Here is a 22,358-nt window from a genome sequence, read left to right as displayed (position 1 = left end):
CTCACTGTGCCCGACTTTTTGGTTGCGACCAAGTCGTGCAGGTAGAGCACCCCGACAATGTTATCCTTTTCACTTCGTACACTGGAAACCGGCTGTGGCCACTGGCGTGGAGCTCATCCATAAGCACAGGACCGACTGCATCAGTTGCGGCGACCGATTTGACGACCCGCTTCGGCACAAGAGCGTCAGAAACTGTTTTGTCGCCAAACGTCAGTGCATGAGATAGCAAATCGATTTCACCATGTGCTATGCGGTTGTCTGGCTGATTTTTTTGCTGCTCTAGCAAGGCGGCAAGGTCTTCTTTTTCGTACAGGCCGCTGTGTACACGTACCGGCCACACTTTTCTGAGCGCACGGGCAAGCTGCGCAAATAAAGGGTGAAGGCGCTCAAGCACCCAAGACAAAGCAGGCGAGACACTGCGCGCTAACCAAATGGAAACTCGATTGGCTCCACCCTTCGTTTCGACAAAAATTAGCCCAAGCATGGCAATAATTACAAGCATAGGTAGCGCCAACCATGCATCGAGCGCCTGCACCATGAACACAAATGCTCCGTAGGCAAACAGCGTGAACAAACCCCCCAGCACGAGTTTCGCACTCAAGCCATAGGAAGAAGAACGGTATAGTACGGCGGCAACTTCATCACCGCCACGCGCCCTGCGCTTTAGCTCCTTTTGACTCACATGACTAAATACGCGGTACAAAGAAGCAAGTACAATTGCAAGCAATGCGCAAACTAGTCCGAAAATAAATGGCGTCATATACCCGTCTATTATACCTCAAGTCCTCCTGACTTTTGGGCTCATTAAACTAAAACGGAACAACCGCTAAACTTGTAGTGTCAAAGCTAACAAGAATAGAAAGGTTGTTCCATGACTAAATTAACAGACATTCCTAGTAATAAGAAGTGCTGGGTGTTCCTTAACAAACTAGCATTTGGTGACACACTCCGTTGTTCACGATGCACACAAACACTAAAGCTTCAGTATGTGCGTCGCTATGCATGATGCTCGCAGTGCCGTCGGAAGTATCGGCCAACAGCTCATCAAGGTTCTTGGTTGTACGGCATGAAGCTGAGCCCCAGACAGCTCTTCGTCCTGCTCTGGTGCTGGCAGTACAAAAGAGCCCCGACACCGCATGTTTGGTAGCGCATGTCAGCTACCCAACAGTTGAGCGGTGGTACGGACGGTTCAGGTGTCATCTGCCGGATGAATCAGACACTATTCTATGCGGCCTCGTGCAGATAGACGAGAGCTACTTCGGGAAGCTGAAGAGCACACAGCCGCAGACAATTGTGACTGGAGCAATTGAACCGGATACTGACCGTATTGCACTCAGGATAACGAATTCCAGAGGACAGGATGTCCTAGAACAATTCGTACTGGATACCGTAAAGTCAGGAACAAATGTCGCCACTGACAAGTGGTATGCCTACCAGGATTTGCCGCTGCTTGGCTATACCCACGAGAGCTGGAACCATAGCACTGGACAGTTTGCTGGAACAAACCAGATTGAACGCATCTGGAGCGAGATAAAGCGGTACTTACGAAAACTCTATGGCTGCGTACCTACCAAGAATCTTCAAACGGTTCTTAATGAATGGATGGCTCGGCATAACCAGCCGCATCTTTTTGACTCACCATTCACCTACCTACAGGTTTGCTTGTTCCATGTTCGTTGACAGAGCCTGACTTTGCTCGGCGGTTACCAAGATGTGGTACCATAGCTAAGACAACAGGAGGATTACGTATGGATAAACGATTTTGGGCTATTGTCGGGATAATTATTGTGGCTTTTGGCGGCATTATTGCCATGAACAACAAAAGTCAGGATAGCCCAGGAGGCAAGACGGGAAACGAGTCAAAAACAACAAGTCATTTCGCTGGTAAACTCGACAGCAAAGTTACCCTTACCGAATACGGCGACTACCAATGCCCCGCCTGCAAAAGCTTTTACCCCGTAACAAAACAGGTTAAAGAAAAATACGCGGACCGTGTCCGGTTCCAATTCCGTAACCTTCCCCTCACTTCCCTACACCCAAATGCATTTGCCGGTGCTCGTGCGGCCGAAGCGGCCGATATGCAAGGGAAGTTCTGGGAAATGCATGACCTGCTTTACGAAAACCAAGACCCATACGGTCAAAGCGGGTGGGTTGCCAGCAAAGACCCGCTCTCGGACTATTTTGTAAAATATGCAGAACAGCTTGGTCTAAACACGACCACATTTAAAAAGGACTTTGCGAGTACAGCTGTAAATACACGAATAAACGCTGACCTTGATGAATTCAAGGCTACCAAGGAGCAACTGTCGACCCCGACCTTCTTCCTGAATGGCAAAAAAATTGACAGCAGCCGCCTCCTAAGCGGCCAGCAGCCTAATCTTGATGCGTTTAGCAAGGTTTTAGACGAAGCACTTACAGACTTCAAGTAGTATTGCGGTGACATAACAAAAAAGGGGCAAAACAGCCCTTTTTTGTTAGTAATGTATGTACTGCTGCCAGCCGGGTCGTTTGACTCGAACCCGGACCAACGACGGCGTGTCGTAGGCTAGCTTAACTGGTATAGACATGAAACCTCCTCGTAGCTCGACGTGCCTCGCACTCACAGCAAACTACACTGTCTGTTTTTGTAGAATTTGTAAACATTTTTGTCTCTGTTTGCACCTCGCCGTGCAAAAGAAGATACCACAACTATACCAACCCACTTATGGTGCGGTCAATAGCTGCCACGTGGTGATTTTGTCAGCGTATTACATCTGTTGAGCCTATATATACAGCCATTCGCGCTGCGCATACACCTTCACGCTCAACAGAAGCCCTCGTACGCCGCGCCTTTCACGAATGGCAGCTCGTACCTGGCTCGAACTGACGCTGGCGGCATGGCTTTCAAAAATAGTCACGGCCGACGGCATAACGGGAAGCCCTTCAACCGCGTGAGTAACTTGTTGTTCGGTCTCGTTGTGTCGCCTCCCAACACACAAATCTACGTCAAACAATAAACTCTCTATGTGTGGCCAATCTACCATATGACCCAGTACGTCAGAACCGCACAAAAAAACCAGTTTGGCGCCCGGGTACGCCTGCTTCAGGCGCGGAAGCGTGCGAAGCACAGAAAATGTCTTGTCTTCAAGCTCTATGATGCCCAATTGACGGTACGGACGAATAGCCCTCCGAATCATCGCTACCCGGTGTGCAAAATGGGTGGTGTGCTGTTTGCGGTGCGGGTTCCGTTCCGGCGCAAAAATAACAGTGTCAAGCTGCGCCTTCTGTGCCGCTTGCAGCGCAAAGGCAATATGCCCCGCGTGCACTGGGTCAAAGGTGCCAGAGTATATGCCGATACGTCGTTTCACCTGGGATTGCAGTTTTACAGAGGTTGGTTTCACCTCATCTCCCTGCTGTAACCGTGAAAGGTCGGAGCTTTCACGCATCAAGGGGCATCCCTTCACAGCATTTGGTAATGCTCTTGCACGCTGGGCAGGCAAAGTGACCGTGTACTGGCTCGAGCGGATAGTGCCCGCAGACTTCGCAAAACAGCTCCGGAGCTCGTTCCTTCACCATTTCTGCGTATGGGTCAATGTCATTCATACACATTCATTATAGCGATAGTTTGGCGTTAGCTCGCAAGAACGTAATCTTGGCGTTTTTTCGGCTGAGACGTATTTGGGGATTTATTTGAAACCTTGTTAACAAGACTCGATACTTCCCAGAACACGGGCGCAATCAAGGAACCGGTGCTTTTCGGAATATGTTTGTTCGGCTTCTTTTTCGCGTCCACCTTCGGACCGCAACCAACACTGACGCCACAATGCTTACAGGTCGGTATAAGCTTGTGGCGTGGACGGGTATTGGGGTGCCCGTGCTTGCAGACAAAGTTCAAAGAGCCATACTCATCTTCATCTTTGATACTTTCGGCTTCTTCTTTGGCAATCTGTTCAGGGGTCTTCAAGCTACCGTCTTCATTATACAAAGAACCCTTCCCCCTCAAGCCAGACACACCGCTCGGACATGAGCCTGAAGCTGCATTGGTGCGGGCCTTGGTCATTGCCATCTGGACCTGATGCATGTTGCCTCTTGCATAGTGGAATCGAGCCTCCTCGAGGTCGAGGGCCGCTTTGGTGCCAAAAACTCTGCTATCTATAGTGTAGTCCACAAGCGCCCTCTCGAGCGTGTGTCGTTCGGACACTTCATGCAAACGTTTCACTGCCTCAAGCGGACTGCGAATGACAGGTGCGAGCAATAGTAGTTCATTAACTATTTTCTGTACCGTCGGCTCAAACTGCCGTTCACGCTCTTTGCACTGCTCGAGGTACTGTACATAATCTTGCCGTGGCCTTTCCATGCCAAAAAATGTGCCGCCAGCAAGGTCATCCCACAGTTTTACGAGGTCGATGACGCCATCTGGCATGTACTCTTTTGGTACAAGCAATACGCGGCTGATGATACCGGCATCATCGAGCCCACGCCAATCTTCGCCAAACTCTTTCCCGAAGGCAACGGCTACCTCATGGTCATAGCGCGATTCCCCGTCCTGTTTCACTCCCGCAACAAAAGCAGATTCGGTCGTAACGCCACCCTCTTTGGTTGTTGTAGCCTGTATTACCAGTGATTTGGAGAACGCAAAGAAGCCAAGTTCGTCCAGCGTACTGTCGTCAGCGTTTGGGCAAAGCGAAACGACTACAGCATAATTCTCCTCTAGCAAACCCTCTCTCCGAAGCGCATCTATATAGTATGCGTTGCGCGTTTCGGCTTGAGTGCGCGGTTTCAGAATGGGGTTGGCGTTTGCGTACTTCAATGTGTTTGCCTGTGTCTGTTCGCTGCTCTGACCGTGCTGCTCAATATCGCCACGTTCGTTTATGGTTTGCCGCACTTCCATGACATGACCAGCCTTAAACGTGCGTTCAATGACGTCGCTACGTGCATTTGCAGCTATCAATTCAGTATTTCGCTCCTGTATTGCTTCATGCAGCGTCGACTCTTTGGCTTCTCGCTCGCAATTAATCGCAACATTTCCAACACGCCGTGCAAGCTCATCAGCTTTTGCCGCAGCTTCGTGCTCTAATAGGGCGAGCCTGAGAGACAAGTCCCCTAGTAACTCTGCCTCCACCGCAGAGAGCACCTCCTCAGGTGCTTCACGGTCTAATGTCGGTGCATGCTCGTGCATAAAAAATACCCTCGTTTCCGAGAGTAAGCAGCTATACGCGAATACGCGTGTACGCTTCTGCTCGGAAGACTTTACAATCGTGTCTGGCTTACCAGTTTCGAGACAAAACTACGTTTTTTCTCGACGCGCCGGGCAAAAAATGTGATTTTTGCTCGGGCTGCTCTTTTTCCTTTTCAACAAAGAGAGCACATGGATTACAGTTGCGGCACAGCTGAGGATTTTCACCTCATTCCGATTTTATTTTGTAAATTTTGAGAAACTATCTAGAGTCTAGCACGCAAGCCCAGGCACTAGATATAGTAATTTTTACGTGATGCTACAGTTTCGGGAGGCTGGTGCGCAGGGTCGTCAGGCGAGCGGCAAAGCTCTGGGCAACGCCCTCAAGCCCGAGCACTTTGAGCGACACGAGAACGACGGCAATGTCTTCGACCTGCTGGGGTGTTGGTACGGCCTGAGACTCGGCATCGACGAACAGTTTTTCAACCTTACTAACGAGCCACTTTTCCTCTGCCTCTTTGATTTCGTTGGTTAACAATGGCGCTGGGGCTTGCCCGCTGGGGTTAACGACTTCGAGTGAGCGAGCGCTATGGTCGCGCTTTATAAGATGACCGCGCTTGATGAGGTTTCCAACATGGAGCGCTACTGTCGCAACAGATGTATAGTTCAGTCCACTCATGATTTCGCGGTAGCTGGGGCTATAGCCATGCTCGACAATAAACTGCTCTATGAACGCAAGTAGTTCCTTTTGTTTTTTGGTCGGCCGCATTGGTTTCACCTGGGATTGACTTGCATCAGATATGTTCTTCACCTCATTTGTTTGCTTTTCGTTCATGTATACTATTATGTCACACTTTACGATAAGACTATGGTGTGAGACACTACGCCAGAGGAGATGCACGTGAAGGAAACAGATACTCTTTCGCCTATACATATTTTTAAGGAACTAGAGCGGCTTATAACAAAAACAGATATCTACCCTCTAGAAAAAGACAACTTAATTATCCAGCAAGATGCGTTTGCGAGATTGGGGAGCGTTGATAACGAAACTGGTAGCGGGGAGCCGTTTGCTACCCTAGAACTCGGAAAAAAAGAAAGCGATAAGGCGCTACGATACGCGCTTACGCTTGCGGACCTGGGATTTTTACTTGATATTGAGGGCTGGGGCCAGATGCAGTTTTCGTATAGTACTATTGGTAAAACAAATAATTCGGCTGCAAGAGCAATTTTTGCAACACTGTCGTGCCTCGCGAATGGGCAAGTGTTTGTGCTCCACACCGTGCGTGGTGAACGCTTATGTGCAGCTGAGTTAGTTTTCCGCGAAAAAGCGGCGAATCAGCCTACTCTGCTCTCTATTCAGGGAAACTATCCGAAATTTCTTAAGAGCGGAAGCGAGGAGGATTATGAGGTACACATCCTTAAGAACGCATACCATACACCTCTCTATTTACTGAAAGATGCCACGCTGCTCCGAGCAGAAAAAGCAGATGGCTCAGCGCTTGAACTCCCTAGAGTTTATGCAAAAAACGCATTAACACCGCTAACAAAACAGTCCTACACCGACCTTATGAGCGTTGCGGGCAACGATTTAATCGGCGTGAAGGACGATAAAGAGCTCGAACAAACACTCTTTCGTATGCCCGAATATTGGATTATTGGTGCATTTCTCGGTGTCGCTGTCTACTTCTTGGTTTTGCGGCAATTCAATGCGCCGGTTTATCTGGCAGGTTTGCTTGGATTTATTGGCAGCGGTTATTTCACCGCAAAGGTGATGTTCTACAAAGAGGAGCTACGGTTGACAGACCGAAAAACATGGCTGACATATACCTCTGATTTCCTAGGAAAACTCCTCCGTCTCGAGTATGTATACGCATTTACATTGTTTGGAGTGGTTGTATCGACGAGTTTCCCTATATACATCCTGAAAGATTCAGGTAAGCTCGTACAGCTCTATGAGCTCGCAGACGTAACAACACCATGGGTTTCGAGTGTCTTTTTCCTCTTGGTTGGTGCGTTTGCACTTGCTCTGCAAAAGCATTGGCTTGCACGATTCTCGAGTGCCGTCCTAGGATGCATAAGTATAGTTGGGTTATTCATAGCGAATAGTCTGACGGACACCTCGGGAAAAGTAGCAACCCCAGAACCACAAACCACTATAGCTATCGCCTTCTACCTGCTCACCATTTCCCTTGCCATTGCTGTAGCCATCCAGACATGGCGCTCTCGTAAAAAGAATGCTCCGGCTACCTCACTTTAAACACCCAGTGTTTGTACCAGAGCCATTTCCAGATGGTGAAGAAAACGCTGGAAATCCAGAGGCCAAGGAACGGGGTAACACCAAGCCACTTCAGGCCGCCAACAATGGCGTAGTCTATAGGGATATTGAAGAGACTGAACGGCACAAACTTTTTCAGCACTTTTTTGTGCCCCTGCTGACGCGCCACATCGCTAAACGCCAGATAGTGCTGGATAAGATAATTCAGCGACCAGCCTATAAGGTCGGCAATCCCCTTCGCTACAAGCCAATGCCAGTGCAATAGACCATAGAGAAGAGAAAATACTAGGTAGCCACTTACGAAGAATGCAGCACCCCCGAGGTTGAAATAGATAAATTGTAATAGGCCTCTTCGGTTTGGTATATGAGACGCAAGACTACGCGCATGATATTCGAACATCTAGGCACGTTCTTTCTGCGGAGCCCCCGCCAGCGCTATGCCCGCCAAACCCCACCACATATACGCCAACGTCACGTCAGCCCACGCGTAGGAGAGCATGTTTACCGCGGATAATCCGGCGAAGGTTGCCAGCAAAGCCCGAGAAAAAGTATTACGCCGTTCGTAAAGGGCCCGAGCGAGCCAGTAGCAAAGTATGATGAAAATGCCGAGGCCAAGCCACCCTGTTTCTTGCCCAACGGAAAGAAAATAGTTTTCGCTGTTGCGGGCAGGTGTTGTGTCTTCAAGCATCGATGCTGGTCCTGCCGTCCCAGGTCCCCTGCCAAACGGTTCGGTTACAACATCTTCGACACCTTCTCGAAGGGCAAAAAGCCTATTCTCATTTGATGTCTGTGAGGCTGTAGAGTTGTCGTTCATGTGCAGAATGACATTCTTAAAACCCTGATTGTTTTGGGTGAGCAAAATACCGGCGAACAACACAAACAATGCCACTGCCGAGGATACAAACACAGGCCGAGTGTTCAACGCCAACCGCTTACTTACCGCAAACCACACCAATCCAGCCACCACCAGCCCCACCCACGCACTGCGCGAAAAACTAAGGTACAGTGCCGCTCCGGCTACCGCGAGCAGCAAATATTTACGAGCCCTCCGTCGCATGAAAACCCACACGAGGAATATGCCAAAAAGCACATAGGCGCCGAGGGGGTTTGGGCCGCGCAGCGTCGACTGAGCTCGGATGGTTGCGGTGTCCTGGTTAATTGTTTGTATTGGCACAATGGTGACGCCCTTTTCATAGCCCACATGCTTCAGAAAATCCGGTGGCAAAACAAAAAATTGCAACACGGCAAAAGTGGAGACGATAGCAAGGGGAACAAATACCAGTTTTTGCCAGTGCCTTACCAGCCACGTACGTTCAAGGGCGACCGCGTAGACCAGCACGAACCAAACCATGGGGCGAAGACTGAGCAGCAGACCATAGCTTGCTGGACGCAGACCGACATTTCCGCGCAGGGTCGCAACGGCAAAATATAAAATGGAGATAAGTATATAGAGAAGAATTGGCCATCCCAGGTGAAATTTGGATAGCCCACGCCACATCCGGTGAATGCGCCCGCTTGCCAAGAACCACAAACTGAGACCAAAGACGGCCACTTCCGGCCAAAGCCTCAGCAATGTATAGTGGCCAACTAGCGTAGAGGCCCATACCGTCAACAAGGCGTGCACAGGGACAACCGCCAGCACAAAAGCGACAACATAATCAGGTAGTCTGGTGCCGAGGTGGCGCTTGACAGACTGGTGCCTGGTAGCGCCCTTTGCCCTTTGCCCTTTGCCCTTTGCCCTATCCATATTCCCCTAGTATACCAGCGGGTTTGGGTGTTTCCGTGATGACCGATATACTTATTGTCAATGAATGTGCGACCAATTGTCTTGACCGGCTCAATAGCCATAGACCGGATTATGAGTTTCTCTGGCTCGTATGAGGATTATCTCCATGCCGAAAAACTTGATAGCGTGTCCGTTTCAATCTTTCTCGATAGTTTGCGTGACACGTACGGTGGCGTGGCGGCAAATATAGCGTACACGTTGTCTTTACTAGGCAACGAACCGTACCTACTTGGTTCGGTCGGGCCAGATGCGGTAGAGTACATGGAAAAGCTTGCGCGGCATGGGGTAAACATAGCCCACATTCACGAAAGTACACTGCCGACAGCGAGTTTCAATGTTATTACCGACCGCGACCAAAACCAGGTTGGTGGGTTTTATCCGGGCGCAATGTTCGACAGTGACAGCCTCAGTTTAGAACCTTGGCGCGGGCAAAACGCATTGGTCGTCATTTCGCCGCACGACCCCAAAGCCATGCGTAAGCAAATAGAGGAAGCCCGCGAAATGAATCTGTCAGTGTGCTACGATATTGGCCAGCAGGTTAGCAATGCGCCAGCCGAAGATATTCGGGCAGGCGTAGAGGCAGCGGAGATGCTTGTTCTAAACGATTACGAATTCGCTGTGCTCTGCAAGCGAACTGGGCTCGAGGCACATGAAATCACTGCGCAAGTGCCAGTGGTCATTACGACGCACGGACCGGACGGGTCTCGAATTGAAGGCAGGGATGTTGAAAAACCTATTGAGATTGGAGTCGTCAGCGCCAGTGAAGTTGTAGACCCGACCGGTGCGGGTGACGCGTACCGAGCTGGGCTATGTTACGGCTACGCCCACGGCTGGTCGTTACGCGAAGCGACACAGCTTGGGGCAACCTGCGCAAGCTTTGCTATAGAAACACTGGGCACGCAGACGCATACATTTGACCTCGAATCACTTGCAGAACGATATGAAAAAACTTTTGGCGCACCGCCACCATTTAACCCCGTAAAGGAGAGTGTATGAACGATTATAAGGTAGCAGATATAAAGCTCGCCGAGTGGGGGCGCAAAGAAATTCTTCTTGCAGAGAAAGAAATGCCGGGCCTCATGAGCCTGCGAGCTGAATACAAGGCAGCCCAACCGCTCAAGGGTGCGCGGATTGCTGGGTCACTCCACATGACTATCCAGACGGCTGTGCTTATTGAGACACTGGTCGAGCTAGGGGCGGAAGTCCGCTGGTCGTCCTGCAATATTTTTAGCACCCAAGATCAGGCGGCGGCAGCAATAGCAGCCTCAAACATTCCTGTTTTTGCCTGGAAGGGTGAAACCGAGGAAGAATACTGGTGGTGCGCCGAGCAAACCCTGACGTTTACAGATGGTAAGGGGCCAAACATGCTACTCGACGACGGCGGCGATCTAACCGGACTTATCCATAGCAAACACCCTGAGTTGCTTGCGGATATCAAGGGAGTTTCCGAGGAAACCACCACTGGTGTGCACCACCTGTACCAAATGCTTGAGAAAGGCGAGTTAAAACTACCCGCAATAAACGTGAATGACTCGGTAACCAAAAGCAAGTTCGATAACAAATACGGCTGCCGAGAGTCACTGGTAGACGGCATAAAGCGCGCGACCGATGTTATGCTGGCCGGCAAAGTCGCCGTAGTGGCTGGCTATGGTGATGTCGGCAAAGGCAGCGCGCAGTCGCTCGCCAGCTACGGCTGCCGCGTGCTCGTTACCGAAATTGACCCCATTTGCGCCCTGCAGGCACAGATGGAAGGGTACGAAGTTGTGCTCATGGAAGATGCCGTGAAGGAGGGTGATATTTTTGTTACCACCACTGGCTGCAAAGATATTATTACCGTCGAGCATATGGCGGCTATGAAAGACGCTGCCATTGTCTGCAACATTGGGCATTTTGATGTAGAGATACAGGTTGACCAGCTCATCAACACTGCCGGCGTTACGCGGGACGAGATTAAACCACAGGTCGACCAGTTTACCTTCCCCGACGGCCACCGCATAATACTGCTCGCGGAAGGCCGCCTGGTAAACCTCGGTTGCGCCACAGGGCACCCGAGTTTTGTTATGAGCAACAGTTTTTGCAACCAGGTACTTGCACAGATTGAGCTGTGGACGAAAACGTATGAGGTGGGCGTATACATGCTACCGAAAGAGTTGGACGAAAAAGTCGCGCGCCTGCATGTCGAGGCGCTCGGCGGCAAGCTGACAGAACTCAGCGACGACCAAAGCAAATACATCGGCATCTCCAAAAACGGCCCATTCAAACCCGAACACTACCGATATTAATTGAGCAGAAATGTAGCAGATGTCAGCTCACAGATGTCCGCACCCGCATGTCTGTAAAATGTTCCTTGCTACATTTCTGCTACCTGTTTGTCTGAACTCTGCTAAATGCTATACTAGGTGTACTTAACAAGTGAGATATCGAGAGTACGGCGAGCGTTCTAGCGCGGTGACCCGTCGGCAACCATCTATTTTCAGTAGAACGGTGCTTCATCTAGCCTCTGTTACTAACGTAATGGTGGGAAAGATATGGTCATGACCACTCCTTTCCTGCGCGGAAAGGATTTTTTATGACAAGCAATACCATAGGGGACGCCACGCTATTCACCAGTGAGTCGGTGTGTGCCGGGCACCCAGACAAAATGGCTGATGCCGTGAGTGATGCGCTGGTGGACGCCATATTGAGGCTTGACCGGCAGGCGCGTACTGGTATAGAAACCGTTGTGGGCGCCAACCAAATTAGCCTGTTTGGCGAAATCAAAACGAGCGCCAAAGTAGACTTCGAGAAGATCGTCCGCAGTAAAATTAAAGAGCTTGGCTACACTAATCCCAAGTGGGGGTTTTCTGCAACCGAGTCGCATTTTACGAACTTCCTGCACCAACAATCGCCCGAGATTGCCATGGGCGTCGATGTGGACGGCGCAGGCGACCAGGGCATGATGTTTGGCTTTGCCTGCAACGAAACGCCTGAGCTTATGCCACTGCCGATTGCCATGGCACATGCACTTACTCGCCGGATTGACGAGTGCCGCGAAACTGGGGTACTCAAGTGGCTACGCCCAGACGGCAAGGCACAGGTGACCATTCGCTATGACGAAGATGGCAAGCCAGTGGCAGTCGAAAAGTTGGTTGCAGCGGTTGCGCACCACGAGGATTTCACCGCGGATCAAGTACGAGCAGATGTAATTGAGCATGTTTTTCACCCCATTTTGCGTCACTACGGATTTACGTTGCCGGCCGAGCACAATATTGTCGTAAATGGCACGGGACTGTGGCACATACCTGGTCCGGAAAGTGATGCCGGCCTTACGGGGCGCAAGATTGTTGTCGACACGTACGGCGGATACGCTCGGGTCGGCGGCGGCGCGTTTAGCGGCAAAGACCCAAGCAAGGTTGACCGCAGCGGTGCATACGCGGCACGCTACATCGCAAAGAATATCGTAGCCAAAGGGCTTGCTGCCAAGTGCGAGGTCGGCCTAGCCTACGTCATTGGCCAACCAAAACCACTCATGCAAACTATCGATACATTTGGTACCGCCACGGTGAGTGAGGCTGAACTGTACGCGTTCAAAGACAAGCTCATTGACACCAGTGTACGCGGAATCATCGAGCGGCTCGACCTTCGCCGTCCCATTTACAGCGCAACTAGCGCATACGGCCATTTTGGCAAAGCCGACTTGCCCTGGGAGAAAATCGCCTAGGTCAGTACCGTTTCACCATTAACCCGAATCCCGCTAGGAAAATCAGATAAAGAACCACTATCACCCTCACATTTCGCACATTCTTCTTCCAGTACGCGGTAGCGGTAAGTCTATTACCACTACCTTACGTGCTTCAGAATAAGCGCACGAACTGCAAGCATGCTAGTAGCCTCCTCTGTTTTTCCTAGCGGGATTCGGGTTACCAGTGGTAAAATCACTGATAGATGAAAAACAATGCGTCGCTGGTGTATAACTTCTTTTTGGTGGTGGGCGACGCCGTGGCCTTGCTGGCGAGCTTCATTGCGGCCTTTGTTATACGCGGCGCAAGTGATGTCGCCGTGGCAAACCCCATGGACGGCAGCACCTATGTGCTCATTTTTGCGAGCCTGCTTCCCTTTTGGATCCTCATATTTGCCCTGCTTGGTCTCTACAACGCAAATATATACGAACGCCGGTTTGTTGAGGCAGGTCGACTGTTCGTTGGTTCGTTTGTGGGCTTGCTCTTTATGGTGTTTTGGGACTACATGAGTCTCCAAACAATCTTCCCAGCCAAGCTCGTGCCGATTTATGGATTCGGGCTCGCGTTTGTGGTGCTGCTTTCTCTGCGCAACATTGCCCGCATCATCCGTACTTCCCTGTTCTCTTTTGGTATTGGCCTGAACCGCATAGTCATAGTTGGCAAAACTCCGGTGACACGCGAGCTCCTGACTTCGCTCGCAAATACAAAACAATCTGGCTACGAAATCGCTGCTGTAGTTGGCTACGGCAAACGATCACCAGAAACAGTTCCGGCTTTTGATACATTTGAGGCGTTTCTTCGTAGCAAGCCCAAAGACATTCACAATATCATCCAGACTGAGCTGTATGCAGATGAGGAGAGGAATGCGGCTATATTTGACTACGCCCAGCAACATCACATTAGTTATCGGTTTGTGCCAGGAAATAGTGAACTTTTTGTGGGCAACATAGACGTGGACCTCTTTCGTAATAGCATACCGGTCATTCACGTACACCACACTGCGCTGTTTGGTTGGGGGCGCATACTGAAACGCCTGACTGACATTGTGATTGGTGGACTCCTTTTTATACTGAGTCTGCCACTATGGGTTGTAGCTGGCCTGCTCATAAAACTCACCGACCCGTCTGGACCTGTGTTTTATAAAGCAAAACGCATGAGCCGCTTTGGGACGCCCATTTACGTCTACAAATTTCGCACCATGAAGCAGGCGTACAACAATATGTCTCCGGAGGCAGGTTTTGCAAAGTTGGGCAGGCCAGAACTTGCCCAGCAGTACCGTGAAAATGGTGACCAGCTCACAAATGACCCGCGCGTCACCACCATTGGCAGGCTGCTTCGCACCGCTAGCCTCGACGAACTGCCACAGCTATGGAATGTTGTACACGGAGAAATTAGCCTGGTTGGCCCACGTGCACTCGACATCTACGAACTGGAACAGTATGACAAAAAGAACCTCATTCTCAGCGTAAAATCCGGCTTAACCAGCCTCGCGCTCGTATCGGGACGACACGCCATGAGCTTTGATGAGCGAAGAAAGCTTGACCTTTACTATGTACAGAACTGGAGCTTCTGGCTCGATATAGTCATCATCACCAAGACAATCCGTGTTGTCATAGAGCGTTTGTTCAGGCGTGGAGCGCGCTATGACGCGTAGCCCAAAGCTGCGAGTGGCTATTGTGCACGACTGGCTGGTAGGGGGGGGCGCCGAGTTAGTCGTCGAGCAGCTGCACAAACTCTTTCCCGAGGCACCCATTTATACGTCTTACGCGACTGCGCAGTGGCGCAAGCGGCTAGACAACAAAGTCATCACGGGGTGGCTGCAACCGTTCGGGAAGCTACGGAAATTTTTGCCAATGCTTCGGATTGTGTACTTTAGTCGTTTGAAGCTGAGCGGCTACGACCTTGTTATTAGCAGCTCGGGCGCAGAAGCAAAAGGCATAAAAGTACCTCCCGGAACCCTGCACGTAAATTACTGCCATGCACCGACTCACTACTACTGGAGTCGCTACGAAGAGTATATGAAGCGCCCGGGGTTTGGTGTGCTTGACCCCATTGCGCGCTTCGGGTTGTGGCTGTTTGTGAAGCCGCTTCGGCGCTGGGACTACAAAGCAGCCCAACGACCGGATTATATAGTTGCAAACTCCACGCACATACAACGCGAGGTTTTGAAGTACTACGGCCGCGAGAGTACGGTCATATTTCCCCCTGTCTACTATGAACGTTTTCAAAAACACCGGGCACGCATCAAACGGAAAGGGCTTATCATATCAGGTCGGCAAACGCCCTACAAACGCTTTGATTTGGCTGTTGTTGCCTGCACAAAACTTGGCATACCGCTAACGGTTATTGGTGCGGGACCCGACCACGCACGACTGCGCCGCCTGGCAGGAAAAAGTGTGACATTTCTTGGGAAGGTTAGCGATACTGTGCTTGAAGAAGAGTTTAGTCGAGCAGAAGGACTTATCTTCCCCGGTCTCGAAGATTTTGGCATTACCCCTGTTGAAGCGATGGCAGCCGGCATGCCCGTTATTGCCTACCGAGCGGGCGGGGCGTTGGACTATGTAAAGCCAGGCGTAACGGGAGAGTTTTTTGAAAAACATACCGCCGCGTCGCTTGCAAAAGCACTGCAAGAATTTAACGGCGGCAGCTACAGTAGCGCCGCCATAAAAGCCTATGCAACAAAATTCTCGAAGGAAAAATTTGCCGCAAACGTAAAGTCATTTCTGGTGGAGTGTCTTCGCAGCCGTCATTCGCGCATAAAAAACGTCAAATAAATGCTGCCAGGGTCACTTGCTGCGCGTATGATAGAAGTAGATACTTGCTAGATTGCCTTCAGACTATAACGAAAGGATACATACATGTGCGGCATAGTTGGCTATATTGGTACTGATAAAAAAGGTGTTTCGGTCGTACTGGGTGGCTTGCAAGCGCTGGAGTACCGTGGCTATGACTCTGCCGGCGTGGCTTACCTGAGTGACGGCGAGATTATGGTTACAAAGCAAACCGGACGCGTTCAGGCGCTCGTTGATTCACTTGGTCAGCCCACACCAGAAAGCGCAACTGCTATCGGCCACACACGCTGGGCCACACACGGCACCCCAACAACAGCAAACGCGCATCCGCACTTTAATGCAGATAAAAGCATTATGGTCGTACACAACGGCATTATCGAAAACTACGCAGAGCTTCGGGAAAGCCTGAAAAAACAGGGCTATGAATTCCAAACAGAAACAGACACCGAGGTAATCCCCCACCTGCTTGACTATTACACAAAAGAGGCCGACACATTTGAGGAAGCTTTCCGTCGCACGCTCGGCCAGCTCCGGGGTGCTTATGGCCTCGTCGTCATGACGTCACGAGAACCAGATGTGTTGTATGCGGCACGACTTGGCAGTCCGCTTGTGCTTGGCATTACCGATGATAGCTCGCTTATACTTGCCTCTGACCCAGCTGCACTCATGGCGCATACGAAACAAGTTGTCTACCTAAATGACCAAGAGTACATTGTGGCTCACCGGGGAGGCGAATACACGCTCCACGACCTAAAGCTTGATATGACAGTGGAGCGCTCTGCCGAAACGCTTGATTACGACGCCGACCAGGCACTGCTAGGAGACTATCCGCACTTCATGCTTAAGGAAATTTTTGAGGCACCGCAGACAATTCGTTCGGCCACACTCGGGCGCATAAAGCCAGAAAGCGGCATCGTGAAACTGGGCGGGCTCGAAAGTGTTGCCGACCAGCTAAAGTACATTGACCGCATTGTCATAGTAGCCTGCGGCACGTCGTACTATGCCGGACTCGTCGGCGAGTATCTTATAGAAGAAATTGCTGGCATTCCGGTTGAAGTGCAGCTCGCCAGCGAATTCAAATACCGTGACGAACCGTTTTCGCGTAGCACTGCCCTACTCGCTATTTCCCAATCCGGCGAAACAGCCGATACTATTGCCGCGCTCCAAAAGGTAGAAAATTACGGCGTGTTGCGGCTTGGGGTTGTCAATGCAGTGGGTAGCACCATTGCCCGTATAACCGACGCGGGCGTGTACTGTCATGCAGGGCCCGAACAGGCAGTGGCAAGTACGAAAGCCTTTGTTGCGCAGGTAACCGTGCTCACGCTCCTTGCACTGTATCTCAGTGAGGGAAACAGTCCCCTCTACAAACCACTTTTGGCCGAACTCGATGCGTTACCACAAAAGGCAGAGGCTGTTCTGAAGCATGCCGAAGATTTCAAACAAGTGGCTCTGCGGTATAAAGATGCCCGAGATTTTCTGTTTATTGGCCGCAAATATGGGTTCCCCTGCGCGCTCGAAGGTGCACTGAAGCTCAAAGAGATTAGTTATATACACGCTGAAGGCTACGCCGCCGGAGAAATGAAGCATGGGCCGCTCGCCATGATTGACGAAAACTTCCCGAGCTTCGCCATTGCACCGAACAGCCCTCTGCTAGAAAAAATCTACAGCAATATAGAGGAGATCCGCGCTCGAAAAGGCCCTATTGTAGCAATAGCCACTGATGATAATAGCCAAATTCGAGAACTTGCAACAGATGTTATGACCGTGCCAGATACTATGGAACAAACATCGCCGCTCCTGGTTGCCATAGTCATGCAGCTCTTCTCATACTACATAGCGGTCGAAAAGGGTCTTGATGTCGATAAACCACGCAACCTCGCCAAATCTGTAACGGTTGAGTAGCTACCTTTTCCGACTCGACTCAATGGTTTCAGCGAAGAGCCCTAGGTAGGCTTCGGCGGTCTTGTCCCAGTCGTAAGTCTTGAGCGTGGCGGTGCGAACTTCTGCGCGGTTTAGCGATGGGTTTTTCACTTCATTCACTATTTTCTCCAGATACGCCTTCACTTCATCGACCGGGACAAGCCAGCCAGTTTTGCCATCTATGACTGCATCGGTCACGCCAGAATATTTGCCTATGACGGCGGGCGTACCGCAGCTGCTAGCTTCCGTAACAACCATACCAAATCCCTCAAACCCGAAGCCCTCACGGTTGGGCATAACAAATAGGTCGGCAGCGTTATAGAGGTTCTTTAGGTCGTCACCCAGTACATAGCCCGGCAGGTAAACTGTGTCCTGCAAGCCCAACCGCTCTATGGCAGCCGTGATTGCTTCGTAGTCTTTGCCCTTGCCCGCTATAACACAGGCCACACTGGGTAGCTCGGCGCGTAAACCTGGCATCACATTTTCTATAAACCAGAGCGCACCTTTGCGCTCAGTAAGACGACCGACAAGAATAATGAGCGGGCGGTTTTTTAGGTCGACGCCAAGCTTTTCGGCAAGTTTTTTTCGCGCGGTACCGCGGTCCTCAAGATACCAATCGTCGTGTACGCCCCAGTGAATGAGCTGGGTCGGTACCGCAGGAAGCTTTTGGTGTACCTTTTCTTCTGTGGCACGACTAATGGCGGCCGCAGCACTGAGGTGTTTCAGCGCAGGTATGACTGTTCTCAGGTACAGCGGATTTTTGTAAACCATTTCCGTACCGTGTATGGTTGCCACAACTGGACGCCTGAGAAGCGCTCGGAAAATAGGCGTCGCCGCCCCCATAAGACCATCTTGTACGTAAATAACATCTGGCCGGAATACCCAGCCGGTCACGACTGCCCGGAGCATCAGCCACGGGAACACAACCGGTAGCCACTTGTTTGCGCCGCCAAATTTAATTAGTTTGATTTCGGCGCGGTCTTTGAGCGCGTCGTAGAGCCACGCTGCCACGTTTTCCATGCCGCCCACAGTTGGGGGAAATTTACGCGTGACATACAGTATTTTCATATTTATTTCGTTATATGTAATATGCCTTCGAGGACAAGGGCAGTGTCCTCCCAACGTGATACTTCGAGACTATCGATGCCCATAGCCTTTACGGGATAGTCATTGCCGCCTTCTTGCAGCTTATCGCCAAGAAACAAAATATCGTCTTTACCAACCTTAAGCATGCCCATGAGTTTTTCCATGCCATAGGCTTTATCTATACCAGGTTTGGTAACGTCGATAGAAGTTGCTCCACCGGCTCTGACTTCAAAATCGGGCAATTTCTCAGCTAAATACTTCTGCAGTTTTAGCTTTTTCACAGAATCTGGATCCCACGCCTCTTTCAGGTCTACGCCCTTTTCTCCTAATTCTGCAACAACATCTTGCCCGAGTGCGGAATACGTCACCTGGCTACCCCGGTCTTCAATCATTTCGCCATATAGTTTTTGTGGCCGGTAGCCCAGCGCATCAACGGCCGCGTTCATTGCGGCCACTATGTGTTTCTTTTCTGCCGAGCTGAAATCCTCCGCGTACACGAGCTGCCAATCGCTGTTGGCGATGCTATATGTATAATACCTGGTACCGCACGTCGGCATAATATGAAGTTTTTCGAGTTTGTCCGGACTGACATGGAGGTTGTCGATAAGTTGCAGTTTGAATTGATCAAATTTTCCACCAGAAATTACGCAAATATGAAAATATTCAAGTAGTCCGCCGAGTGCTTCCGCCATTCTATCTGGCAATGTGGATTTGCTTGGTGCGAGTGTTCCGTCAAGGTCAAATGCGATAACTTTTTTTGCCATTTTATTGCTCCTTCATACGCTCTACGGCGTCTTTCACTTTTTGACTCAGGTCTTTACGCGCGACCAAGATACCGTTTGGCGTATTGACTACCACAATATTGTCGAGACCTATCACCACAACTGGCTTATCCTCTTCGTTACGTATATATGTGTTTTCCACCTCGTCTTCATAGATGTTCCCGCCTCGGCAATGATTGCCATGCTCATCAGACTCGTTTGCTTCATGCAAATCCTTAAATGAGCCCAGGTCCATCCAGTCGAACCCGGCCGGTACAACATATAGCTCTTCCAGCTTTTCTATAAGTGCGATATCGATTACTTCGTTCTCAAAGCTCAGGTATGTATCGGCGTAGTTCTTGCTGTCGTCATCTCCTGCAGTAATGAGTTTTTGATAGTTCTGGTAGAGTGACGGTGCATGTGCTTTCATCTCGGATACAAATGTGTTGACTGAGCCCACAAAATAGCCACAATTCCAGTAGTACCTGCCGCTTGCGACGTACTTTTTCGCTGTTTTAAAATCTGGCTTTTCTTTAAAAGACTCAACACGATACGCTTGAGTGGTCCCGGCAAGTTTGCCGTCCCGTTCAATATAGCCAAAACCGGTCGCAGGAAATGTCGGCTCAATCCCAATAAGCGTAATGCGTTTTTGGGCATTCGTGACTTGTTGAGCCAGATTGAATGACGCAACGAAACCTTCAACATCTCTGATGTGGTGGTCGGCATGAAGAAACGCGATAGGCTCGTCATTATCATGACGCTTCGATATATACGCCAGAGCAGCTACGATGCAGTTGGCCGTGCCTCGACGGCCTGGCTCGGTGATAAAATGCTCCTCATCTACCTGTGGCATCTGCGCTTTGATATGATGCGCGTGACTGATATCTGGCACTACATAAATCTCTGTGCTTATTTGCGATGCACGATCATAGGTGTTTTTCACCATAGACTTGTCGTTTGTAAGCTTTAGAAGCTGCTTCGGAAAATCTGGCGTACTCAGCGGCCACAGGCGTGTCCCCGACCCTCCAGCAATAATAACTGTTATCATGTACCCTCCTCGCTTGATTCTGCAATGTAAGTATAGCGCGACTTGCTGTGGATGACGACTGTGTAAGCTACAACACCGTGCTATAATCAGGCAATGCGGATACTAGTCACTGGCGGCGCCGGATATATTGGTTCACACACTGTCGTTGAGCTGCTGGAGGCAGACAACGAGGTTGTAGTTGTAGACAACCTATCAAACAGTTCTGAAGAGTCTTTGCGACGAGTTGAAGAAATTACTGGCAGAAATGTCATATTTCGTGAGCTGGATGTTAGGTATGCTACCGAGCTTACGGCGGTCTTCGATGAATTCGAATTCGATGCGGTTATGCATTTTGCTGGGCTAAAAGCCGTCGGGGAGTCTGTTGAGAAACCGTTGGCATATTACCGAAACAATATCGACTCAACATTAACACTTATGGAAGTGATGCGAAAAAATGACGTGCGCAAACTGATCTTTAGCTCCTCTGCAACAGTATACGGCAATCCTAGCGAACTACCGCTTACCGAAACTAGCCCGACCGGGCAGGGTATAACAAATCCTTACGGCCAGACGAAATACATGATAGAGCAAATCTTGCGTGATATTGCTACCGCCGCACCTGAGCTCGAGCTCACCTTGCTACGCTACTTCAACCCCATCGGAGCACACTCTAGCGGGCGAATAGGCGAAGACCCCAAAGAAATCCCAAATAACCTCATGCCATATATTTCACAAGTAGCGGTTGGCAATCTCGACAGGGTGCGCATCTTTGGCAATGACTACGATACACCTGACGGTACGGGAGTCCGTGATTATATTCATGTCGTTGATTTGGCAAAAGGCCACTTGGCGGCGCTTGCAAAGAGTAAGCCCGGAACAAACGTCTACAATCTTGGAACAGGCACCGGCGTCTCGGTATTGGAGCTGCTGCGTGCGTTCTCTAACGCAGTTGGCAAGGATATACCTTACGAAATAATCGCTCGGCGACCAGGTGACGTAGCCACCTGCTTCGCGAGTGCCGCCAAAGCCGCGCGAGACCTGAACTGGCGAGCAGAAAAGACCCTTGAGCAAGCCTGCGCTGATAGTTGGCGCTGGCAATCACAAAATCCTGCCGGCTACGCCACTTGATGCGTTAGTCACCTCTAGGCTCAATAGGGGGTATATTGCAAATAATCGTGCATATGGTTATAATAATATGGTTATTTCAAATATACATGGTATGAATAGTCTCTCGCATATGTCTCGCACCAAGGAAGCCGTCTTTACAGCGTTCTTATTGTTATTTGTAGCCGGAATAGCTCTTATTATTTCTGAATTAACTAATAGAACCGACCTCATTCATATGCCTGGCCGTCAGACCAAGCCAGTCTTGAGCGGACCAAGCCAAAAAGAAAAAGCGGCTCAAGCAAAGGTTGATGCCGAGAGCAAGCAGCAATATCTAGATAAGGCCAACTCTCAAAGTCAGACCCAGCCGCCCCCGCCAGCCGCAACCAGCACAAGCCTTAATCTCACCCCATCTCAGTCAGGAACTACCGTCACCATTCTCACCAAGATACAGGGCGTCTCAAGCGGAAGCTGTACACTCACCATCACGAACGACAGCAAGAGTACCGAGCAAACCGCCCAAATCATATACCAACCGGAATTCTCCTCGTGCGCCGGGTTCAGCGTGCCGGTGGGTTCTCTGGGGGCTGGAACGTGGAATATCGCTGTGAAAGTCACGCCTGGTACAGGTGAAGTTGTGGAGCAAAGCACATCGCTGGAGGTACGTTGATGAAATATGTCCGCATATTAGTCTCTGCCCTGGTCATGTGCACAATCACCTTGCAAGTAGTTC

Annotated in this window: 21 protein-coding genes and 2 riboswitches; of the genes, 11 read left to right on the top strand and 10 right to left on the bottom strand. The window is 50.4% G+C overall.

Translation table 11 applies throughout. The features are described 5' to 3' along the window. Position 1: 1 nt before the first annotated feature. A complete protein-coding gene (locus IPP75_04535) occupies positions 2-760 on the bottom strand; it encodes a hypothetical protein (protein QQS69159.1) in 759 nt (252 codons plus the stop codon). A gap of 242 nt (positions 761-1,002) precedes the next feature. On the opposite strand from IPP75_04535, the gene IPP75_04530 reads away from it, so the two are divergent. Beyond that, on the top strand, positions 1,003-1,680 hold the full coding sequence (locus IPP75_04530; GenBank protein ID QQS69158.1) for an IS1595 family transposase: 678 nt from the start codon (positions 1,003-1,005) through the stop codon (positions 1,678-1,680). Positions 1,681-1,748: 68 nt separating this feature from the next. Further along, positions 1,749-2,429, top strand: coding sequence for a thioredoxin domain-containing protein (locus IPP75_04525; GenBank protein ID QQS69157.1), 681 nt, complete (start codon positions 1,749-1,751; stop codon positions 2,427-2,429). A 333-nt stretch (positions 2,430-2,762) separates the two neighbouring features. On the opposite strand, the gene IPP75_04520 is transcribed toward IPP75_04525, so the two are convergent. The 4 genes from IPP75_04520 to IPP75_04505 all read right to left on the bottom strand — a co-directional run bounded on the left by IPP75_04520 (position 2,763) and on the right by IPP75_04505 (position 5,990). Then, complete coding sequence (locus IPP75_04520; protein QQS69156.1) at positions 2,763-3,425, bottom strand: nicotinate-nicotinamide nucleotide adenylyltransferase; 663 nt, start codon at positions 3,423-3,425, stop codon at positions 2,763-2,765. Next, positions 3,418-3,582: a hypothetical protein gene (locus tag IPP75_04515; protein QQS69155.1), complete on the bottom strand. Its 165-nt coding sequence runs from the start codon at positions 3,580-3,582 to the stop codon at positions 3,418-3,420. Before IPP75_04515 ends, IPP75_04520 begins: the two co-directional genes overlap by 8 nt. Before the next feature lie 28 nt (positions 3,583-3,610). Beyond that, a complete protein-coding gene (locus IPP75_04510) occupies positions 3,611-5,158 on the bottom strand; it encodes a hypothetical protein (protein QQS69154.1) in 1,548 nt (515 codons plus the stop codon). Between the two features lie 58 nt (positions 5,159-5,216). After that, positions 5,217-5,436: riboswitch (cobalamin riboswitch) on the bottom strand. A gap of 38 nt (positions 5,437-5,474) precedes the next feature. Beyond that, positions 5,475-5,990 (bottom strand): hypothetical protein, encoded by a 516-nt coding sequence (locus IPP75_04505; GenBank protein ID QQS69153.1) that lies wholly within the window; start codon positions 5,988-5,990, stop codon positions 5,475-5,477. Between the two features lie 66 nt (positions 5,991-6,056). Here IPP75_04505 and IPP75_04500 point away from each other — a divergent pair, with 66 nt between their 5' ends. After that, positions 6,057-7,412, top strand: coding sequence for a hypothetical protein (locus IPP75_04500; GenBank protein QQS69152.1), 1,356 nt, complete (start codon positions 6,057-6,059; stop codon positions 7,410-7,412). Here the strand turns inward: IPP75_04500 and IPP75_04495 are convergent. Then, a complete protein-coding gene (locus IPP75_04495) occupies positions 7,399-7,830 on the bottom strand; it encodes a GtrA family protein (GenBank protein QQS69151.1) in 432 nt (143 codons plus the stop codon). The two genes, IPP75_04500 and IPP75_04495, sit on opposite strands and share 14 nt — an antisense overlap. Continuing rightward, positions 7,831-9,177 (bottom strand): O-antigen ligase family protein, encoded by a 1,347-nt coding sequence (locus IPP75_04490; GenBank protein ID QQS69150.1) that lies wholly within the window; start codon positions 9,175-9,177, stop codon positions 7,831-7,833. A gap of 60 nt (positions 9,178-9,237) precedes the next feature. Between IPP75_04490 and IPP75_04485 the strand changes: the two genes are divergently transcribed. The 6 genes from IPP75_04485 (at position 9,238) to glmS (ending at position 17,629) form a co-directional block, all read left to right on the top strand. Beyond that, entirely contained in the window at positions 9,238-10,212 is a 975-nt protein-coding gene (locus IPP75_04485) for a carbohydrate kinase family protein (GenBank protein QQS69149.1), read from the top strand. Then, entirely contained in the window at positions 10,209-11,498 is a 1,290-nt protein-coding gene (locus tag IPP75_04480; protein QQS69148.1) for an adenosylhomocysteinase, read from the top strand. The genes IPP75_04485 and IPP75_04480 overlap by 4 nt, the downstream gene beginning before the upstream one ends. Positions 11,499-11,630: 132 nt before the next feature. Beyond that, positions 11,631-11,749: riboswitch (SAM riboswitch) on the top strand. Positions 11,750-11,785: 36 nt separating this feature from the next. Further along, positions 11,786-12,916 carry a methionine adenosyltransferase gene (locus IPP75_04475; GenBank protein ID QQS69147.1) on the top strand — a complete coding sequence of 377 codons (1,131 nt, stop codon included), beginning with the start codon at positions 11,786-11,788 and terminating at the stop codon, positions 12,914-12,916. A gap of 224 nt (positions 12,917-13,140) precedes the next feature. Continuing rightward, positions 13,141-14,589, top strand: a complete 1,449-nt coding sequence (locus IPP75_04470) for a sugar transferase (GenBank protein QQS69146.1) — start codon at positions 13,141-13,143, stop codon at positions 14,587-14,589. After that, positions 14,579-15,709: a glycosyltransferase gene (locus IPP75_04465; GenBank protein ID QQS69145.1), complete on the top strand. Its 1,131-nt coding sequence runs from the start codon at positions 14,579-14,581 to the stop codon at positions 15,707-15,709. The genes IPP75_04470 and IPP75_04465 overlap by 11 nt, the downstream gene beginning before the upstream one ends. Positions 15,710-15,793: 84 nt before the next feature. Further along, positions 15,794-17,629, top strand: a complete 1,836-nt coding sequence (gene glmS / locus IPP75_04460; protein QQS69144.1) for a glutamine--fructose-6-phosphate transaminase (isomerizing) — start codon at positions 15,794-15,796, stop codon at positions 17,627-17,629. Here the strand turns inward: glmS and IPP75_04455 are convergent, their stop codons facing one another. Genes IPP75_04455 through IPP75_04445 form a run of 3 tightly spaced genes read right to left on the bottom strand, consistent with a single transcriptional unit; the run spans position 17,630 to position 20,542 of the window. Next, positions 17,630-18,715, bottom strand: coding sequence for a glycosyltransferase family 4 protein (locus tag IPP75_04455; GenBank protein ID QQS69143.1), 1,086 nt, complete (start codon positions 18,713-18,715; stop codon positions 17,630-17,632). Positions 18,716-18,717: 2 nt separating this feature from the next. Then, positions 18,718-19,497, bottom strand: coding sequence for an HAD-IIB family hydrolase (locus tag IPP75_04450; GenBank protein ID QQS69142.1), 780 nt, complete (start codon positions 19,495-19,497; stop codon positions 18,718-18,720). Between the two features lies 1 nt (position 19,498). Next, positions 19,499-20,542 carry an NTP transferase domain-containing protein gene (locus IPP75_04445; GenBank protein QQS69141.1) on the bottom strand — a complete coding sequence of 348 codons (1,044 nt, stop codon included), beginning with the start codon at positions 20,540-20,542 and terminating at the stop codon, positions 19,499-19,501. A gap of 93 nt (positions 20,543-20,635) precedes the next feature. Here IPP75_04445 and galE point away from each other — a divergent pair, with 93 nt between their 5' ends. Continuing rightward, complete coding sequence (gene galE, locus IPP75_04440; protein ID QQS69140.1) at positions 20,636-21,649, top strand: UDP-glucose 4-epimerase GalE; 1,014 nt, start codon at positions 20,636-20,638, stop codon at positions 21,647-21,649. Positions 21,650-21,740: 91 nt separating this feature from the next. Further along, on the top strand, positions 21,741-22,295 hold the full coding sequence (locus tag IPP75_04435; protein QQS69139.1) for a hypothetical protein: 555 nt from the start codon (positions 21,741-21,743) through the stop codon (positions 22,293-22,295). Positions 22,296-22,358: the final 63 nt, after the last annotated feature.

This window comes from Candidatus Saccharibacteria bacterium, from assembly GCA_016700375.1.
Lineage (GTDB): Bacteria > Patescibacteriota > Saccharimonadia > Saccharimonadales > UBA4665 > JAGXIT01.
This window is presented reverse-complemented; position numbering and strand designations above follow the sequence as displayed.

Coding starts and splice junctions, on each gene's coding strand:
- IPP75_04455 (QQS69143.1), bottom strand. CDS start 18,715: ATGAAAATACTGTATGTCACGCGTAAATTTCCCCCAACTGTGGGCGGC.
- IPP75_04515 (QQS69155.1), bottom strand. CDS start 3,582: ATGAATGACATTGACCCATACGCAGAAATGGTGAAGGAACGAGCTCCG.
- IPP75_04530 (QQS69158.1), top strand. CDS start 1,003: ATGATGCTCGCAGTGCCGTCGGAAGTATCGGCCAACAGCTCATCAAGG.
- IPP75_04435 (QQS69139.1), top strand. CDS start 21,741: ATGAATAGTCTCTCGCATATGTCTCGCACCAAGGAAGCCGTCTTTACA.
- IPP75_04525 (QQS69157.1), top strand. CDS start 1,749: ATGGATAAACGATTTTGGGCTATTGTCGGGATAATTATTGTGGCTTTT.
- IPP75_04450 (QQS69142.1), bottom strand. CDS start 19,497: ATGGCAAAAAAAGTTATCGCATTTGACCTTGACGGAACACTCGCACCA.
- IPP75_04520 (QQS69156.1), bottom strand. CDS start 3,425: ATGCGTGAAAGCTCCGACCTTTCACGGTTACAGCAGGGAGATGAGGTG.
- glmS (QQS69144.1), top strand. CDS start 15,794: ATGTGCGGCATAGTTGGCTATATTGGTACTGATAAAAAAGGTGTTTCG.
- IPP75_04495 (QQS69151.1), bottom strand. CDS start 7,830: ATGTTCGAATATCATGCGCGTAGTCTTGCGTCTCATATACCAAACCGA.
- IPP75_04480 (QQS69148.1), top strand. CDS start 10,209: ATGAACGATTATAAGGTAGCAGATATAAAGCTCGCCGAGTGGGGGCGC.
- IPP75_04465 (QQS69145.1), top strand. CDS start 14,579: ATGACGCGTAGCCCAAAGCTGCGAGTGGCTATTGTGCACGACTGGCTG.
- IPP75_04510 (QQS69154.1), bottom strand. CDS start 5,158: ATGCACGAGCATGCACCGACATTAGACCGTGAAGCACCTGAGGAGGTG.
- IPP75_04535 (QQS69159.1), bottom strand. CDS start 760: ATGACGCCATTTATTTTCGGACTAGTTTGCGCATTGCTTGCAATTGTA.
- galE (QQS69140.1), top strand. CDS start 20,636: ATGCGGATACTAGTCACTGGCGGCGCCGGATATATTGGTTCACACACT.
- IPP75_04490 (QQS69150.1), bottom strand. CDS start 9,177: ATGGATAGGGCAAAGGGCAAAGGGCAAAGGGCAAAGGGCGCTACCAGG.
- IPP75_04485 (QQS69149.1), top strand. CDS start 9,238: ATGAATGTGCGACCAATTGTCTTGACCGGCTCAATAGCCATAGACCGG.
- IPP75_04470 (QQS69146.1), top strand. CDS start 13,141: ATGAAAAACAATGCGTCGCTGGTGTATAACTTCTTTTTGGTGGTGGGC.
- IPP75_04475 (QQS69147.1), top strand. CDS start 11,786: ATGACAAGCAATACCATAGGGGACGCCACGCTATTCACCAGTGAGTCG.
- IPP75_04505 (QQS69153.1), bottom strand. CDS start 5,990: ATGAACGAAAAGCAAACAAATGAGGTGAAGAACATATCTGATGCAAGT.
- IPP75_04445 (QQS69141.1), bottom strand. CDS start 20,542: ATGATAACAGTTATTATTGCTGGAGGGTCGGGGACACGCCTGTGGCCG.